The organism is Phaeobacter sp. 11ANDIMAR09, assembly GCF_001294455.1.
GTDB lineage: Bacteria > Pseudomonadota > Alphaproteobacteria > Rhodobacterales > Rhodobacteraceae > Pseudophaeobacter.
Genome location: NZ_LIKT01000005.1, coordinates 56,615 through 71,618 on the forward strand (window position 1 = coordinate 56,615; position 15,004 = coordinate 71,618).

At 58.9% G+C, this 15,004-nt stretch carries 16 protein-coding genes; 6 read left to right on the forward strand and 10 right to left on the reverse strand.

The window, feature by feature from the left end; translation table 11 throughout:
• Positions 1 to 43: 43 nt before the first annotated feature.
• Positions 44 to 1,243 carry a PLP-dependent aminotransferase family protein gene (locus AN476_RS05770; RefSeq protein WP_054460038.1) on the reverse strand — a complete coding sequence of 400 codons (1,200 nt, stop codon included), beginning with the start codon at positions 1,241 to 1,243 and terminating at the stop codon, positions 44 to 46.
• Between the two features lie 213 nt (positions 1,244 to 1,456).
• Here AN476_RS05770 and AN476_RS05775 point away from each other — a divergent pair, with 213 nt between their 5' ends.
• Complete coding sequence (locus AN476_RS05775) at positions 1,457 to 2,227, forward strand: FadR/GntR family transcriptional regulator (RefSeq protein ID WP_054460039.1); 771 nt, start codon at positions 1,457 to 1,459, stop codon at positions 2,225 to 2,227.
• A 228-nt stretch (positions 2,228 to 2,455) separates the two neighbouring features.
• On the forward strand, positions 2,456 to 3,211 hold the full coding sequence (locus AN476_RS05780; RefSeq protein ID WP_054460040.1) for an SDR family oxidoreductase: 756 nt from the start codon (positions 2,456 to 2,458) through the stop codon (positions 3,209 to 3,211).
• Between the two features lie 323 nt (positions 3,212 to 3,534).
• On the opposite strand, the gene AN476_RS05785 is transcribed toward AN476_RS05780, so the two are convergent.
• From AN476_RS05785 to AN476_RS05805, 5 genes are all read right to left on the reverse strand, one after another.
• Positions 3,535 to 4,095: a F0F1 ATP synthase subunit B gene (locus tag AN476_RS05785; RefSeq protein WP_054460041.1), complete on the reverse strand. Its 561-nt coding sequence runs from the start codon at positions 4,093 to 4,095 to the stop codon at positions 3,535 to 3,537.
• Positions 4,096 to 4,099: 4 nt separating this feature from the next.
• The gene (locus AN476_RS05790; protein ID WP_054460042.1) at positions 4,100 to 4,648 is read right to left on the reverse strand and encodes a F0F1 ATP synthase subunit B'; all 549 of its coding nucleotides are present in this window, start codon (positions 4,646 to 4,648) and stop codon (positions 4,100 to 4,102) included.
• Between the two features lie 87 nt (positions 4,649 to 4,735).
• Complete coding sequence (locus AN476_RS05795; RefSeq protein ID WP_008205040.1) at positions 4,736 to 4,972, reverse strand: F0F1 ATP synthase subunit C; 237 nt, start codon at positions 4,970 to 4,972, stop codon at positions 4,736 to 4,738.
• 85 nt (positions 4,973 to 5,057) lie between these two features.
• A complete protein-coding gene (locus tag AN476_RS05800; RefSeq protein WP_054460043.1) occupies positions 5,058 to 5,858 on the reverse strand; it encodes a F0F1 ATP synthase subunit A in 801 nt (266 codons plus the stop codon).
• A gap of 38 nt (positions 5,859 to 5,896) precedes the next feature.
• On the reverse strand, positions 5,897 to 6,241 hold the full coding sequence (locus tag AN476_RS05805) for an AtpZ/AtpI family protein (protein ID WP_172684797.1): 345 nt from the start codon (positions 6,239 to 6,241) through the stop codon (positions 5,897 to 5,899).
• 325 nt (positions 6,242 to 6,566) lie between these two features.
• Between AN476_RS05805 and AN476_RS05810 the strand changes: the two genes are divergently transcribed.
• The gene (locus AN476_RS05810) at positions 6,567 to 7,280 is read left to right on the forward strand and encodes a sulfite exporter TauE/SafE family protein (protein ID WP_172684798.1); all 714 of its coding nucleotides are present in this window, start codon (positions 6,567 to 6,569) and stop codon (positions 7,278 to 7,280) included.
• 70 nt (positions 7,281 to 7,350) lie between these two features.
• Positions 7,351 to 7,704, forward strand: a complete 354-nt coding sequence (locus tag AN476_RS05815; RefSeq protein ID WP_054460045.1) for a helix-turn-helix transcriptional regulator — start codon at positions 7,351 to 7,353, stop codon at positions 7,702 to 7,704.
• Between the two features lie 10 nt (positions 7,705 to 7,714).
• On the opposite strand, the gene AN476_RS05820 is transcribed toward AN476_RS05815, so the two are convergent.
• Entirely contained in the window at positions 7,715 to 8,590 is an 876-nt protein-coding gene (locus tag AN476_RS05820; protein ID WP_157063690.1) for a DMT family transporter, read from the reverse strand.
• Positions 8,591 to 8,616: 26 nt separating this feature from the next.
• Complete coding sequence (locus AN476_RS05825; protein WP_054460046.1) at positions 8,617 to 9,495, reverse strand: LysR family transcriptional regulator; 879 nt, start codon at positions 9,493 to 9,495, stop codon at positions 8,617 to 8,619.
• Positions 9,496 to 9,645: 150 nt separating this feature from the next.
• On the opposite strand from AN476_RS05825, the gene AN476_RS05830 reads away from it, so the two are divergent.
• Entirely contained in the window at positions 9,646 to 10,227 is a 582-nt protein-coding gene (locus tag AN476_RS05830; RefSeq protein WP_054460047.1) for an FMN-dependent NADH-azoreductase, read from the forward strand.
• A 161-nt stretch (positions 10,228 to 10,388) separates the two neighbouring features.
• Here the strand turns inward: AN476_RS05830 and AN476_RS05835 are convergent, their stop codons facing one another.
• Both AN476_RS05835 and AN476_RS05840 read right to left on the reverse strand, forming a co-directional pair.
• Complete coding sequence (locus AN476_RS05835; RefSeq protein ID WP_054460048.1) at positions 10,389 to 10,916, reverse strand: prolyl-tRNA synthetase associated domain-containing protein; 528 nt, start codon at positions 10,914 to 10,916, stop codon at positions 10,389 to 10,391.
• A 119-nt stretch (positions 10,917 to 11,035) separates the two neighbouring features.
• Complete coding sequence (locus tag AN476_RS05840) at positions 11,036 to 12,946, reverse strand: elongation factor G (protein WP_054460049.1); 1,911 nt, start codon at positions 12,944 to 12,946, stop codon at positions 11,036 to 11,038.
• A gap of 527 nt (positions 12,947 to 13,473) precedes the next feature.
• Here AN476_RS05840 and ffh point away from each other — a divergent pair.
• Positions 13,474 to 15,003: a signal recognition particle protein gene (ffh, locus tag AN476_RS05845; RefSeq protein ID WP_054460050.1), complete on the forward strand. Its 1,530-nt coding sequence runs from the start codon at positions 13,474 to 13,476 to the stop codon at positions 15,001 to 15,003.
• Position 15,004: the final 1 nt, after the last annotated feature.

A 15,004-nucleotide genomic window follows, 5' to 3' on the forward strand; every position in this document is an offset into this window, starting at 1 on the left:
GATTTCTAATCGGACAAACAATTCTGAGTGTGTCACTGCTGGGTCAGAGCAAACGTCCCAACCGCTCAATTCCGGTGCGGATCTCCTCCTCATCCAGCACCGAAAAGCTCAGCCGTAGGGTATTGCAACCATTGCCATCAGCAAAAAATGCCTGTCCCGGAACAAAGGCAATGTTTTCCTGCTCCAGCGCCCGTTTCAGCAGATCTGCGGAGTCGATATGCTCTGGCAGCGTCAGCCAGACAAACATACCGCCCTGGGGATGGGTCCAGCTCACCCCCTTGGGCATAAACGCCTGCAGCGCAGCAAGCATGGCATTTCGACGCGCGCCATAGGCCTGGCGCAAACGCGCCACATGGGCGTCAAAACACCGTTCTGCCACCTGATGCACTGCCATCTGGTTCAGAGTTGGAGAATGCAGATCAGCGGCCTGTTTCAGCAGCACCATTTGCGCGATCACCGGTTGAGAGGCCACCACCCAGCCCATGCGCAGCCCTGGAGACAGGGTTTTGGAAAAGGAGCCGCAATAGACCGTCCGACAGGCTTCGATTGTCCCCTTCTGCGCAATCTCAAGCGCCAAAACTGAGGGGATAGCGGTGCCATCATAGCGCAGCGCCTGATAGGCCCCATCCTCGAGAACAGCGCAGTCCAACTCCTCCGCCATCTCCAGCAGAGCTTTGCGTCCCGCCAGGGACAGGGTTTCTCCGGTGGGGTTGGCGAAATCCGGGGATAGATAGGCAAATTTCACCCTGCTACCCGCCGCCTCTGCGGCCTCAGCATAGCTAAGCGCCGAGCGATTTCCACCAGGATTGAGCTGATCATAGCGCGGCTCATAGGCGTTGAAAGCGGCCAGAGCTCCCAGATAGGTCGGCCAGCCAACCAGAGCAGTATCATTGGGCGACAAGAACAACTTGCCCAAATAGTCCAGTGCCTGCTGCGAGCCCGATGTGATCAGAATGTTGTCGGTCTCGCAGGCGACCCCCATGCGGGCCATCTCCCCTTGAATCCACTGACGCAGCGGCAGATAGCCCTCGCTGACCGAATATTGCAGCGCCTGAGCCTGATACGCCGGTTCCAGCGCCGCCTGAAAGGCTTCCGAAAACTGCTCGGCCGGGAACAGATCCGGGTCAGGGATACCGCCGGCAAAGGACAATAGCCCAGGCCGGTTCAGCAGCTTCAGAAGCTCCCGAATTTCAGAGGCTTTCATCCGGTGTGTTCGGGTCGCAAAGAGCTGTTGCAGCAACATATGTAGCCTCCTTTCAGGGTCATCATCTTCGGCCAAAGTAGGAAAGTTGCGATTAATGTCAATATTGCTGACCTAATATTTCAACAGATGTGATTTTTCTTTCCCAATCCTGCGTAGCACTTGCCGCCTTGCACTGGGCGCGGTCCTATGTTTTCACCAATCACGCAGTTCTTACTGCCCCTGCCGCGTTACATGATCAGCCAGAGGCTCCCAATGCCGTTTCAAAAAGTTCAGCCCGAGAAACTCTCCGCCTCAGTGGTGCGCCAGATAGAACAGCTGATCCTGCGGGGCATCCTGTCTCCTGGCGAGCGCTTGCCCTCGGAACGGGAACTGGCCGAGCGGCTGGGTGTTTCGCGCCCCTCGCTGCGCGATGCCATCGCCGAGCTGCAAGAAGGCGGCCTGCTCACCGCCAAGGCAGGCTCGGGAATCTTTGTGGCCGACGTTCTGGGCTCGGCCTTCTCGCCCGCGCTGATCCGGCTCTTTGCCCGCCATGACGAGGCGGTGTTTGACTACCTCAGCTTTCGCCGCGACATGGAGGGGCTGGCGGCCGAGCGCGCGGCACAGTTTGGCTCTGATGCCGATCTGAAACTGATCCAGACGATTTTTGACAAAATGGTCGCGGCAGGTGACCCCTCGGTTTCGGATGAGGCCGCCAGTCTGGACGCGCAGTTCCATTCTGCCATCATGGACGCCAGCCACAATGTGGTGATGCTGCATATGATGCGCTCGATGTTTGACCTGCTGCACGAGGGCGTGTTTTATAACCGCCGCATCATGTTCAGCCGCCACACCACCTATGAAGTGCTGTTGAGCCAGCACAGCGCCATTAACACCGCACTGCAGGCTCGTGACCCTGAGGGCGCCCGCGCTGCCGTCGAAGCGCATCTGGACTATGTGAAGCAATCGCTCATCGATCACCAGCGCACCGAACGCAACGCCGAAATCGCCCAGCAACGCCTGGAGCACGAGAGCGGTAAAAGGTAGTCTGCGCATCACCCCAGAGCCGCCAGGCTATCCGCAGAAACGATGGCCCACTAGAGCCCGTCATCACTGGTGTTGTACGAAGTATGAACAGCGGCTTCAAGTTGACCACTCACCTGATCCGTATCTTGCTGTTTCGAATTTTCGCTGACTACAAGAGCATGAAACGGGTCGCTGCATCGTCATCAAACTCACTAGATGCTTCGCACGCAATTAGTGAAAGGCATGCACATGGAACTCAAAGACAAAACAATCATCATCACAGGCGCGAGCAGTGGTATTGGCGCAGCAGCGGCCTTGTTGTTTGCGCAAGAAGGCGCAAAAGTTGTGCTTGGCGCACGGCGTGAAACGAAATTGAACACGCTGGTTGACCAAATCACCCAAAGTAACGGGAAAGCCGCTTGCCTTGCAGGAGACGTGCAGAATGAAGACTATGCATTGGCGCTTGTCGCATTGGCGGAACAGCGTTTCGGCGGTCTGGATGGTGCCTTCAACAATGCAGGGATGATGGGTGATATGGGCCCAATTCCTGAGATGAAAACCGCGAATTGGCAGTCTGTCATTGCAACCAATCTATCGAGTGCATTCTTCGCGGCCAAGGCGCAGCTTCCGGCGATGGAAAAACGAGGCGGCGGATCCATGGTGTTTACGGGAACATTTGTCGGCTTCAGTAATGGTGGAATGCCGGGCATGGGAGCCTATGCTGCATCCAAGGCTGGGTTGATAGGACTGACACAGTCTTTGGCATCCGACCACGCCTGCCAAGGCGTTCGCATCAACTCGATTTTGCCGGGTGGCACAAAGACGGACATGGCAGGTGACGACCAAGAAACGCACGACTTCATTGCTGGTTTGCATCCCATCAAACGGATGGCGGAACCGAAAGAGATTGCTCAGGCAGCTCTGTTTTTGCTGTCTGATCGATCAAGCTTTGTCACCGGCGCACCGTTGGCAGTTGATGGCGGCATGGCGACCCGGCTACTTTAAAGTTCTGTCGTTGGCCAATGAGTGGCCAGCGACAACTTCGTCCGCAAAGTAGACCTTCGAAAACCGTCGAATTCGAACGTTTCGCCCATTGCCAATGCGCCGCTTTGGCAGCGCCCGAACCGCCCCCACGGAGCCAACGCTACTCTTGCCCCTCGGTTCGGACGCGGTGGTTTTCTGAAACAGTCCATTGGCAGCTTCGCCGCGCTCTGCCGAACTTCAGCAACAGCTCCCAAAGCAGGTCTGGAAACAAATGATCTGCAAACCGAAAAAACCCGGCCACTGGGGCCGGGTTCTTTGACCGTCAAGCGCAGGGATCGGTTGGATCAGTGCAGCTTTTCGTTGACGTCGGTGATGGCCGCGTCGATCAGCTTGTTTGCCTCCGTCGCGGTCATTTGCTTGGCGATCACTTGATCCGCCGCCGCAACAGCGATCGAAACCGCCTGATCACGCACTTCTTTCACAGCCGATGCTTCTGCAGATGCAATCTGCTCTTCGGCAGCGGCCAAACGGCGCGCGATGGAAGTGTCCAGATCCGCTTTGGCAGCTTCCGCCGCCCCAGCTGCGTCTTCACGCGCCGCAGCCACAATGCGATCCGCCTGAGCCTGAACTTCCTGCTGCTTGCGCTCATAAGACGCCAGAATGGTCTGGGCTTCTTCACGCAGGGCGCGGGCTTCGTCCAGCTCTTTTTGGATGCCTTCGGCGCGGGCGTCCAGCTGGCCACCCAACAGGCTCGGCACTTTGACAAAAAGCAGAATGCCAACAAACAGAAGGAAGCCAAGCAGCACAACAAAGTTGGTGTTGCTCATCGAGAAGAAAGGACCAGAAGCCGCAAAGGCGGGGCTTGTGGCACCAAGGGTGAGGGCAATTGCCAGAACTGTGCGCATGTCCTTATCCTTTCAACTGATCGGCAACCGCATCGGCGACTGCTTTTGCATCTGCTTTGCCACCAAGCGCTGTAACCAGAGCTTCGGCGGTGTCGGCGGCCACAACTTTCACGCTTTCCAGCGCGCCAGCTTTGATCTCGCCAATGGCTTTTTCAGACTCAGCCGTTTTGGCCGAAATCTGCTCGTCCGCCTTGGCAATCGCTTCGTCCAGGCCAACCTGGATTTCGGCGCGTGTTTCGGCGGCGATACGCTGTGCCTCGGCGCGGGCCTCAGCCAGTGCCTTGTTGTAAGCGTCTTCGGCCTCAACTGCCTTGGCTTTCAGTTCTTCAGCCGCAGCGAGGTCGTTGGTGATGGTCCCCTGACGTTCTGCCAGAACCGCAGCAATGCGGGGCAGCGCGACACGCGACAGAATGAGATAGATCGCGACAAGCGCGATTGCCAGCCAGAAGATCTGGTTCCCGAAGGTCGAGAAATCCAGCTGCGGCATGCCCGGAGCAGAACCGTGCGCGGCCTCGGCGGCGCCGTGAGCTGCGTCTTGCGTATTAGATGCCATGTCGTCCTCCTAGGGAACTTGCCGTTACATCGGGCGGTGGGCCGTTGGGCCTACCGCCCGACCGTAAGGATAAAGTGTCCTAAGGTCTTAGACTGCGAACATCAGCAGCAGAGCAACCAGGAACGAGAAGATGCCCAGGGCTTCTGCAAAGGCGATGCCGATGAAGAGGGTAGCTGTCTGGCCGGCGGCTGCCGAAGGGTTGCGCAGTGCGCCTGCCAGGAAGTTGCCGGCTACGTGGCCAACACCGATCGCGGCTGCGCCGGAACCGATTGCTGCGAGGCCTGCGCCGATGAACTGACCGAGTTGTGCGATATCGCCTTCCATGGGTATTCTCCTTACGATGGAATGTGGTGATTTGGGATCCGAATGACCCAGGACTGGGCCATCCGGTAACTTGTTGATCTAGACCTTAGTGGCTCGGATGCAGGGCATCTTTCAGATACACGCAGGTCAGGATGGTAAAGACATAGGCCTGGATAAAGGCCACCAGAACTTCGAGGGCGTAGACTGCGGTGATGGCAAAGATCGGCAGGAAGCTGAACAGGCCCAGTGCGCCTGCAAAACCTGCGAAGACCTTCAGAACCGCGTGGCCCGCCATGACGTTGCCTGCCAGACGAATGCTGTGGCTCACGGGGCGTACGAAGTAGGAAATAAGTTCGATGATGGCCAGGATGGGGCGCAATGCCAGCGGCGCGCTCGACACCCAGAAGAGGCCAAGGAAACCAACACCGTTTTTGACGAAGCCAACGATGGTGACGGTAAAGAACACCAGGCCCGCCAGGATCGCGGTGACAGCGATATGCGAGGTGGTGGTGAAGGACATCGGGATCAGGCCGAGGAAGTTTGCCATCAGGATGAACATGAACAGAGTCATGATGTAGGGGAAGAACTTGACGCCGTCTTTGCCGGCGACGTCTTCAACCATTTTGTAGATGAAACCGTAGGTCAGTTCTGCGATCGACTGGGCCCGGCTGGGCACGATGGCACGACGCGAGGAACCAACAACCATCAGCAGGAAGACGCAGACAACGGCCAGGGCAAGCCAGAGGGTCACATTGGTGATTGCGAAGGTGCTCACTGCGCCGCCCGTCAGAGAGGCCACGTTGAACTGATCCATCGGGTGGATCGCCAGAGCCGCGTGCTCAGGTGCAAAAATCAAGCCAGACACCACTACCAGTGCCAATGCTACGTAAAAGAACAGCTTGCCCATCGTTCCGCTTCTCCTGTCGTCAGGTGTTGATCACGCGATCAGTCCTGAGCCTTTGCATTTTCATCGGCCTGTTCGGCCAGTTTCTGTTCCTGGATCTCCTGCGCGGTGCGAAGCATCACCTTCACGCCTGCGGCAAGTCCCAGCAGTATAAACAGCACCATAAAGATCGGCAGGGTGCCAAAGAGGCGGTCCAAGCCGTATCCGATGCCAAAGCCGATCCCAAGACCGACTACCAATTCTATCACCATCCGCCAGGCCTGATTGGCCAGAGAGTAGTGCTCATCCGCGCGCGGCTTGGGCTCCTGGGCCTTACGCGCCGCTGCCAGTTTGGCCTCCAGCTGCGCCATGCGCTGCTTTTGGTCGTCATCTGTCACGGGCGCCATCCTCACGCGATTTCTATGAGAGGTGCTAAGGCGCTGGGGCTTCAGAGTCAATTGTTCAAGCGTCGCAGGTGAAAATTCTTTAAGTATCTGAAAAATAATCAATTAAATCTCTCAATGGGAGTCCGTCACTTCGCCGCACAGGGTCTGGTGGCGGGTTGAGAGCCCCATTCCGCTTATTCAACCATTCGGTTGATTTTGGATTCACCTGCACTCCGACGCCCCAAGCGCCCAAAATCCTGTGTCCACTTGCCATTCCTCCGTGTCCGGCGGAAGGTGGCGATTGTGAGCAGGGAGCAGTCCGATCGAAATCCAGTTACTCTTGGCCTTGGCGGCGGGCGCAACGGCGGCTGGCTTTATCAATGGCTTTGCCGGCTTTGGCACCGCGCTTGTGGCCTCCGGCTTCTGGTTTCTCGTTTTGCCAGCCCATATCGTCCCGCCGCTCATCATCATCTCGGCTTTGGTTGGACAGCTCATCGGGTTGCTGAAATTGTCGGTTGAGCTGAACTGGCGCAAAAGCAGCTACCTGCTGTCCGGGGGCATTCTTGGCGTTCCGTTTGGCGCGGCCATCCTGACCCTGATGGAGCCGACTTTGGTCAAAACCATCATTGGCGGCTTTCTGGTGGTCTACACCCTTTTGCAATTTGCAGGATGGCCACGGCCAGCCGCCTCTGCCTCTCCTGAAGGGATGGCTGATAGAGCCGTCGGGTTTGCCAGCGGAGTTTTGGGCGGGTTTGCCGGGCTTTCCGGTGTCTTGCCCCTGGTCTGGTTGCAGCTCAGAGGGTTTTCCGCGCGTCAACAGCGGGCACGGTATCAGCCCTTCAATCTTCTGGTTCTGGCCTTCGCCAGTGTCGCCATGCTTGTGATCGGTAAGCTGGACAGCGAGTTGATGATCTATGCAGCCATCTCGGCTCCATTTACAGTCATCGGGACACTTTTCGGTGTCAGGGCCTTCAGGGGCGTCAGTGACGCGCGTTTTCGCCAGGCCGTGTTGTTCCTGCTTTTGATATCTGGTGCGATCATTTTGGCCCAGGGCGTTTGACCTCCGGCGCAGGCCCCCTCGCCTTGCTCCCTGCTTTTCTTTATCGCCGCAGCCGCATACTGTGCGCCACATGTCCAGCGAACTTGATACCGTCTTTGCCGCTCTGGCCGATCCGACTCGTCGGTCGATCCTCACCATGTTGTTGGAAGACGACATGGCGGTGACCGATGTGGCGGAACCCTTTGAGATGTCTCTGGCAGCGATCTCCAAACATCTGGCCATCCTGACCCGCGCCGGGCTGATCGCCCAGGAGAAGCGCGGCCGGGTGAAGTGGTGCAAGCTGCAGCCCGATGCCATGCGCGCCGCATCGGTCTGGATGCAGGGCTTTGGCCAGTTCGAGCCGGTGAACCTGGACGCCTTTGAGCGTTTCCTGGAAAGCGAGTTAAAAGACACCCCAGCAGCGAGCCTCCCCAGCGAGATCTAACGCCTCGCGATCAGGCTTTGGCAGCACGCGGGGGTCTGGCTGCATCTTCGAGCAATAGGACCAGGGCAACCACGGTCAGCCCAATCCCCACCAGTATCCACCCTGTCGGGGCTGGGTTGCCCAGCGCCATCTGCCAGACGATCACCCAGCTGGGTGTCAGATAGGTATAGGCCATGACCTTGGCCGCAGGCAGGTGCAGCGTGGCAAACTGCAGCAGAACAAAGGTCATCGCACTGGCAAAGATGGCGACGTAAAACAGGCCAATCCAAACCAGCACGGGCAAATTGCCCCAGTCAGTGGCCCAGATATCGCCCCAACCAACGACCAGCAACACCAGCGCTCCGGCAATCAGCGTGCCAAAGGTAAAGGCAATTGCAGGCTCGCCCCGGTTCAACCGACGCACCACGGGCGTATAGATTGCATGGGCAATGCAGCCGACAAAATAGATCAACTCTCCCTGGCCGATGTCAAAGGCCCGCAGCGCAGCCAGATCGGCGCGAAAAATCACCCAAAGCGCCCCGGCGGCCCCGATACCCAGGGCAAGCGCCATGCGCGACGTCGTGATTTGGCGCAGCAACAGATAGCCAAAGACACCGCTAAGCACCGGCGTCAGGGTGAAAACAGCTGAAGCACTGACCGGATCTGCCGTCTGCAACCCGTAAAACATCAGCACAAAGTAGCTGGCAAAGAGCGCGCCCATCACAAGGTAACGCCAGGGCGCCGCATAGTGGCTGCGTTTGAGCTTGCCACTCATAGCCGCCACAAGACCAATAACCACGGCAGCGATGACAAAGCGTGCCGCATTCAGAGCCATGGGCGCGATATCATTTGCGATCAAGACCCCCAGCGAGAACGACCCAGCAACCAGCATCGAAAACAAAAGCATGGCACCATGGGCGCGCAACGTCAGGCTCAAGCGCCCCACTCCTTGGAGCGTTCTTTCAAGAACGACAGGAAGCTCTGCACCTTATTGGTTCGGTGCAGATCCACATGCGTCACCAGCCACAGGCTGCCTTCCCATTCCGCCTGAGGATCCATCATTTTGACCAACCCTGAGCGGCGGGAGGCCTCCCACATTGACATAAAGCCAATCCCGGCCCCTGCCATAATGGCCTCTTGCATCGCGACACCATCGGAACAGCGAAAGATGATGGTCTCTTGGGTGGTGTGTTCGCGCAACCACTTGTTAAAGGGGGCGCGACTTTCGGCATTGTCGGCGCCGACAAACTGGTGGTTCTTCAAATCATCCACTCCCTTCAGCATGCCGTGCTGGTCAACATAGCTTTGGGCCGCGAACAGTCCGATTTTCTGTTTCAGGAACGGCTGCACCACATTGTCGGGCTGATCCGGTGCATTGCCCGCCCGCAGGGCCACATGAGCCTCGCCATACTCCAGGCGGAACAGGCGCTCGCCCGTGAGATAGCGAATGACCAGACCGGGGTGCATCTGCTGAAACTCAGTCAACACCGGAACCAGAAGATGCGACATTGACGACAGCGAGGTCACCACCAATTCGCCCGAGACTTCATCGCCTTGGCCTTTCAAGCGGCCAACCAACTGACTGAATTGGTCATCCGTTGCCTGCGCCACTCGCAGCAGATCCTGGCCCGATTCCGTTGGCGTATAGCCACGGGCGTGACGCTGAAACAGCTTGACCCCCAGACGTGCCTCGATGGCATCAATGTGACGGATCACCGTAGCATGGTGCACGCCCAGCACTTCGGCGGCGCCGCTGACTGTGCCCATACGCGCCACCTGATAGGCCGTGCGGACTTCATCCCAATTTTCCATGGCAATGCCCTCGCTCGAAATTCGCTTGATAAATCTCTGTATTTCCACCCTGCGCAATTTTGCACAAAACCTGTGCCGCGACAGGTATTGAGTTCATTTTTGCTATAACCCATTTGTGAAGCAGACGAAACACCAAATGGGAAACAGATCATGACCTCCACCGTTCTGCATATCGATTCCTCCGCCCGCTCCGAAAACTCGGTCACCCGTTCTCTGAGCGCCGAAATCACCGCGCGCCTCTCCCCGGAACATGTGATCCGCCGCGATCTCGCCGCGCCGCTGCCGCTGCTGGATGAGGCCTGGGTAGGCGCCAATTTCACACCTGCCGATCAGCGCAGTGACGCACAGAAAGCGCTTCTTGCCCAGTCTGACGCACTGATTGCAGAGCTGAAACAGGCCGACACTATTGTCATTGGCACACCCATCTACAATTTTTCGGTGCCTTCTACCCTAAAGGCCTGGATTGATTTGGTGGCCCGCGTTGGCGTCACTTTCCGCTACACCGAAACCGGCCCCATCGGCCTGCTGGAAGGCAAGCGCGCCATCATCGCGGTGGCTTCGGGTGGCACCCAGGCCGGATCCGACATCGATTTTGCCACCACCTATCTGCGCCACGTGCTGGGCTTTATCGGCATCACCGACGTAGCACTGGTTGCCGCAGATCAGCTGTCCATGGATGCCGAAGGTTCCATGGCGCGGGCCAAATCCGCCATTGAAGGCCTGGCCGCCTAGCTGAACCCAAATACCAGCCCCGCCAGACCAGACACCGCCCTTCCCGGGGCGGTGTTTCGCATTGGCTCTCAGCCTCAGCCCCGCAAACCAGCCCCTCCTGGTCAAAGGCGAAAGGGAGCTGCTTGGGCTGAAGGGCGCACTGAGACCATGCACAGGCCCGGTCAGACCCAGCGGATCTCGCAGCCGATACGCTCCATAAAGGTCAGAAAGTCATCCCGCGCCATCACCACCGTACGGTCATTGACCAGCGGATGCATATTGATTGCATCCACCTCCTTGGCCGCAGCATCCATGTAAAAGATCACCCCGGCCTTCACCCCATTTACCATAGCGAGCGGGCTAACGGCACCGGGCTTGATACCGAGGTTCTGCATCAGGCGATCCGCAGAGCCAAAGCTCAAACCCGCCGCGTCGATCTCTTTGCCCAGCGCCTTGAGATCCACCGCGCGATCCTGCTCTACCGAGATCAGATAGTTGCGTTTCTTGCGGTCACGCAGATAGAGATTCTTGATCTTCAGGTTGGTGACCCCCGGCTGCTCCATCTCCGCTTCGACCTGCTTGGCCTCCTCGACAGTGCGCAGCGGCACATGGGCGTGCAGCTGATAGGCAATGCCCCAGCCGTCCAGCTGCGCCAATAGCGCATCCGGGCTGAGGGGCAGTACATCCGTGGCGGCTGTGGCAGCTTCCATCTGAGATCTCCGAGCAGGGGGCATTTCAATCCAGCTAATTCACGCAGAAAAACACAAAGGCGCAAGGGGCGAAGCGCCCCCTGACTCTGGCTATGCGGCAAATTTTCCGCCCCGAGGTCTCAGGCCAGTTCAAAATCGCCGCGCCGCGCCTCCTCGTAGTGGTCAAAGCCGGTCTCAAACCAACCGGTCCCGCGCGTCGCGCTGGCCAGACTGTGGCACAGCTCATCCTGGGCGGCCAGCGGCAGCAGGGTCTCAAAGACATCCCAACCGGCCGCGCCTTCATCCGCTGAAAACCCGAGGATCTGCCCCTTCATTCCGCTCACCACCGGCACCAAGCCCCCCGTAAAGACAGAGGGCACATGGATCGACACCTTCATGATCGGCTGCAAAAGGACCAGCCCCGCCTGATCCAGCGCCTCGCGTACGGCGTGTTTGCCAGCGGTCCGGAAAGCAAAGTCCGAGCTATCCACCGAATGGTGTTTGCCATCCTTGAGCAGGATCGCCACATCCACCACAGGATGCCCATTGCGCCCCTCACTCAAGGCGTCGCGGGCCCCGGCCTCAACCGAGGGAATATTGTTCTTGGGCACCGCGCCGCCCTTGACCGTATCGGTGAACTGAATACCGCCGCCGCGGGGCAGAGGACTGATTTCCACTACCACATCGGCAAATTGCCCGGCGCCGCCCGACTGTTTGCGGTGGCGGTGATGTATCTGCACCGTCTTGGTGATGGTCTCGCACAGGGCCGGGGGCACCATCTCGCCCACCGCTTCGACACCAAACTCGTTCTCCAGTGTCGCCAGGATTCGGCGCAAATGCAGCGGTCCCTGCAGATGCAACAAGGCATGCCCTGAGATCGCATCCTGTTCGATCCTGACCGCCGGGTCGATTTCGACCAAGCGCTCCAGCGCCGCCGAAAGCCGGGTTTCATCCCGTTCATGCACCGGCATCACCAGACGCCGATAGGTCGAGGGACGGGGGCGGGCCCAACTGGGCAACGCGGTGCTGCCCTCCGCCGAATAGCAATACCCAAGGTTGAGATGATCCGATTTCACCGCCTGACCGACATCGCCCGCCGAGATGACACCATTGCCTGCGCCAGGGACAACGACCGCCAGGGACCCAAGACTGCTGCCCGCAACCGGTTTGCCATTGCCCAACCCGCCATCCAGCGCCCGCACCAGAACTGTCTTGCCCAGATGTTTGACCTGATCCGCCATGCAACCTACGGCCACCACGTCTCCCAGCTCCGCCAGCCGCGCACGCGTGACGTCAACCTGTGGCACCTCGTGACGCAGGCTTTTCATCAGTCGCAGGATGCCGTTGCTATGTTCCGCCGCACCCAGCAAGGCCGGGAACAGATCGTTGTGTTGCAGCACCCGGGTCGCAATTTCATAGGCCTCTTCCGCCAGAATCGTCTGATCCTCGATCAGCTCTTCCAACAGGTGGTCATCAAAATCCGCCAGGGCTTCGAGCATCTCAACCCGCGCCTTCTGCTCGCGCTCCTGCATCTCCACTGGCAGCTCAATGAGCGCCGAGGGCTGGCCTTCGATGTATTTCCAGGCCCGTTCCGAGATCAGATCAACAGCCCCGACAACCTGTCCTGCCTCGCGGATCGGCACCTGACGCAGGACGATATTGTGGTTTGAATAGGTTTGCAGAGCGGCAATGATATCGGCGACCCGCCCATTGGCCTGATCTATCCGGTTCACAAACAAAAAGGCCGGGATACCCGCCTCTTCGATCTGGCGCAGATAGGGCGCGGCCAGCACCGCGGCCTCTGGATCGGCAGGCACACAGAGCACCGCCGCATCGCTGGCTGCCAGTGCCGGTCCCGCCTGGGCCAGATTTTCCGCCCCCCCGGCAAGATCAATCGCGGCCCAGTTCTCTCCCATAAAAGAAAACGGCTGCATCGCTGCAACCGCTGCCGTTTCTTGCCGTTTTCCCATGACCCCATCGAGGCCAGCCAACGCCCTAGCCAGGGTCGTCTTTCCGGACTGCGACGGTCCCAAAATTGTAAATACGCGCATTTCTCCTGTTCCTCCCTCAGCGAAATGGCTGCTCGGGAAAGGCATGGCACGATCAAAGTGCCACCTGAATGCCTGAGATACGCCCTGCCTCGAATGGCGCAGATTGTGCTGACGACTGCCGGTCAGGTCCGCAATAGCTGCGGGGACTCACCCCGCAGGGGATAACCAGTCATCTAGCTGATCATCGCTATGCCGGGCGCAGCCTGTCAAGCCAGGCCACCTGCCCCGCCCATCAAAGGCCCCAAAAACCCGTCAGAATGCGGGGCAATGGCTCAGCCGCGCCATATGGCGTTGACTCAAGAAGCCAATCGGCGTAACGACAGGCCGATATCCGGAAGCATCTTCGAGTCTTCCGGTCCCTGACCTGTCGGGGATCGCCCTCCACCAGCGTGTTACGCCCGTGGGGGCAAAGCCGTTTGGCTTGCCCCCACGACTGACATCTGGACTGAGCGGGCAATTGTGCATGGGCAGCCCGCTCACTACATTGGGGCTGTCTGATTTTGGAACCGGCGAAGGAGGCCGTAAGCATGTTTGAAAATCTATCCGAACGGCTTTCCGGGGTCTTTGACCGGCTGACCAAACAGGGCGCCCTGTCCGAGGAAGACGTCAAAACCGCCCTGCGCGAAGTGCGTGTTGCCCTGCTTGAGGCCGATGTCTCGCTGCCGGTGGCGCGAGATTTTGTCAAAAAGGTTCAGGAACAGGCCACCGGCCAGTCGGTGACCAAATCGGTGACGCCCGGCCAGCAGGTCGTGAAAATCGTGCACGATGCCCTAGTGGATGTACTGCGCGGCGAAGAAGATCTCGGCACGCTCAAGGTGGACAGCCCGCCCGCGCCCATCCTGATGGTGGGTCTGCAAGGCTCTGGTAAGACCACCACCACCGGTAAGTTGGCAAAACGCCTGAAGGACAAAGAGGGCAAGCGGGTGCTGATGGCCTCGCTTGATGTCTACCGTCCAGCGGCGATGGATCAGCTGGCGGTACTGGGCACCCAGATTGGCGTAGACACCCTGCCGATCGTGGCAGGCCAGAAACCCGTCGATATCGCCAAGCGCGCCAAACAGCAGGCGGCCTTGGGCGGCTATGACGTCTATATGCTCGACACCGCTGGCCGGTTGCAGATCGACGAAGTCCTGATGCAGGAAGTCGAGGACGTCCGCGATGTGGTCTCACCGCGTGAGACCCTTCTGGTCGTCGATGGCCTGACCGGTCAGGTTGCGGTCGAAGTGGCCGAGGAATTCGACGCCAAGATCGGCATTTCCGGCGTGGTTCTGACCCGGATGGATGGCGACGGACGCGGCGGTGCGGCGCTGTCGATGCGCGCCGTCACCGGCAAGCCGATCCGCTTTGTGGGCTTGGGCGAAAAGATGGACGCCATCGAGACCTTCGAACCCGAACGGGTCGCAGGTCGTATCCTCGGCATGGGCGACATCGTTGCCCTGGTTGAAAAGGCCCAGGAAACCATCGAGGCCGAACAGGCCGAGCGCATGATGAAGCGCATGATGAAGGGTCATTTCAATATGAATGACCTGAAGATGCAGCTGGAACAGATGCAGCAGATGGGCGGCATGGAGGGCATGATGTCGATGATGCCCGGCATGGGCAAGATGGCCAAGCAGGTGCAGGACGCCGGCATGGATGACAAGGTGATCAAACGCCAGATCGCCATGATCCAGTCGATGACCAAAAAAGAACGCGCCAACCCTGCGCTGCTACAAGCGAGCCGCAAGAAACGTATTGCTGCGGGCTCTGGCCAGCAGGTTTCCGATCTCAACAAGCTTTTGAAAATGCACCGACAGATGTCGGACATGATGAAGAAGATGGGCAAGATGGGCAAAGGCAAGATGCTGAAGCAAGCCATGAAGGGCATGCTGGGCAAAGGCGGCGGCATGGGCGATATGGCAGGTATGGACCCCAGCCAGATGGACCCCAAGGCGCTGGAAGCCGCGGCCAAGGCCATGGGTGGCGGCAAGGGCATGCCCGGCGGATTGCCCGGTCTGGGTGGCATGGGTGGAATGGGTCTGCCCGGCGGTCTCTCTGGCTTTGGCAAAAAGAAGTAAC

Bases quoted from the DNA above. Each gene is read 5' to 3' on its own strand.
- AN476_RS05795 (WP_008205040.1), bottom strand. From the start codon at position 4,972: ATGGAAGGCGATATCGCACAACTCGGTCAGTTCATCGGCGCAGGCCTC.
- AN476_RS05775 (WP_054460039.1), top strand. From the start codon at position 1,457: ATGCCGTTTCAAAAAGTTCAGCCCGAGAAACTCTCCGCCTCAGTGGTG.
- AN476_RS05800 (WP_054460043.1), bottom strand. From the start codon at position 5,858: ATGGGCAAGCTGTTCTTTTACGTAGCATTGGCACTGGTAGTGGTGTCT.
- AN476_RS05770 (WP_054460038.1), bottom strand. From the start codon at position 1,243: ATGTTGCTGCAACAGCTCTTTGCGACCCGAACACACCGGATGAAAGCC.
- AN476_RS05790 (WP_054460042.1), bottom strand. From the start codon at position 4,648: ATGGCATCTAATACGCAAGACGCAGCTCACGGCGCCGCCGAGGCCGCG.
- AN476_RS05825 (WP_054460046.1), bottom strand. From the start codon at position 9,495: ATGGAAAATTGGGATGAAGTCCGCACGGCCTATCAGGTGGCGCGTATG.
- AN476_RS05835 (WP_054460048.1), bottom strand. From the start codon at position 10,916: ATGGAAGCTGCCACAGCCGCCACGGATGTACTGCCCCTCAGCCCGGAT.
- AN476_RS05820 (WP_157063690.1), bottom strand. From the start codon at position 8,590: ATGCTTTTGTTTTCGATGCTGGTTGCTGGGTCGTTCTCGCTGGGGGTC.
- AN476_RS05830 (WP_054460047.1), top strand. From the start codon at position 9,646: ATGACCTCCACCGTTCTGCATATCGATTCCTCCGCCCGCTCCGAAAAC.
- ffh (WP_054460050.1), top strand. From the start codon at position 13,474: ATGTTTGAAAATCTATCCGAACGGCTTTCCGGGGTCTTTGACCGGCTG.
- AN476_RS05780 (WP_054460040.1), top strand. From the start codon at position 2,456: ATGGAACTCAAAGACAAAACAATCATCATCACAGGCGCGAGCAGTGGT.
- AN476_RS05805 (WP_172684797.1), bottom strand. From the start codon at position 6,241: ATGGCGCCCGTGACAGATGACGACCAAAAGCAGCGCATGGCGCAGCTG.
- AN476_RS05840 (WP_054460049.1), bottom strand. From the start codon at position 12,946: ATGCGCGTATTTACAATTTTGGGACCGTCGCAGTCCGGAAAGACGACC.
- AN476_RS05785 (WP_054460041.1), bottom strand. From the start codon at position 4,095: ATGCGCACAGTTCTGGCAATTGCCCTCACCCTTGGTGCCACAAGCCCC.
- AN476_RS05815 (WP_054460045.1), top strand. From the start codon at position 7,351: ATGTCCAGCGAACTTGATACCGTCTTTGCCGCTCTGGCCGATCCGACT.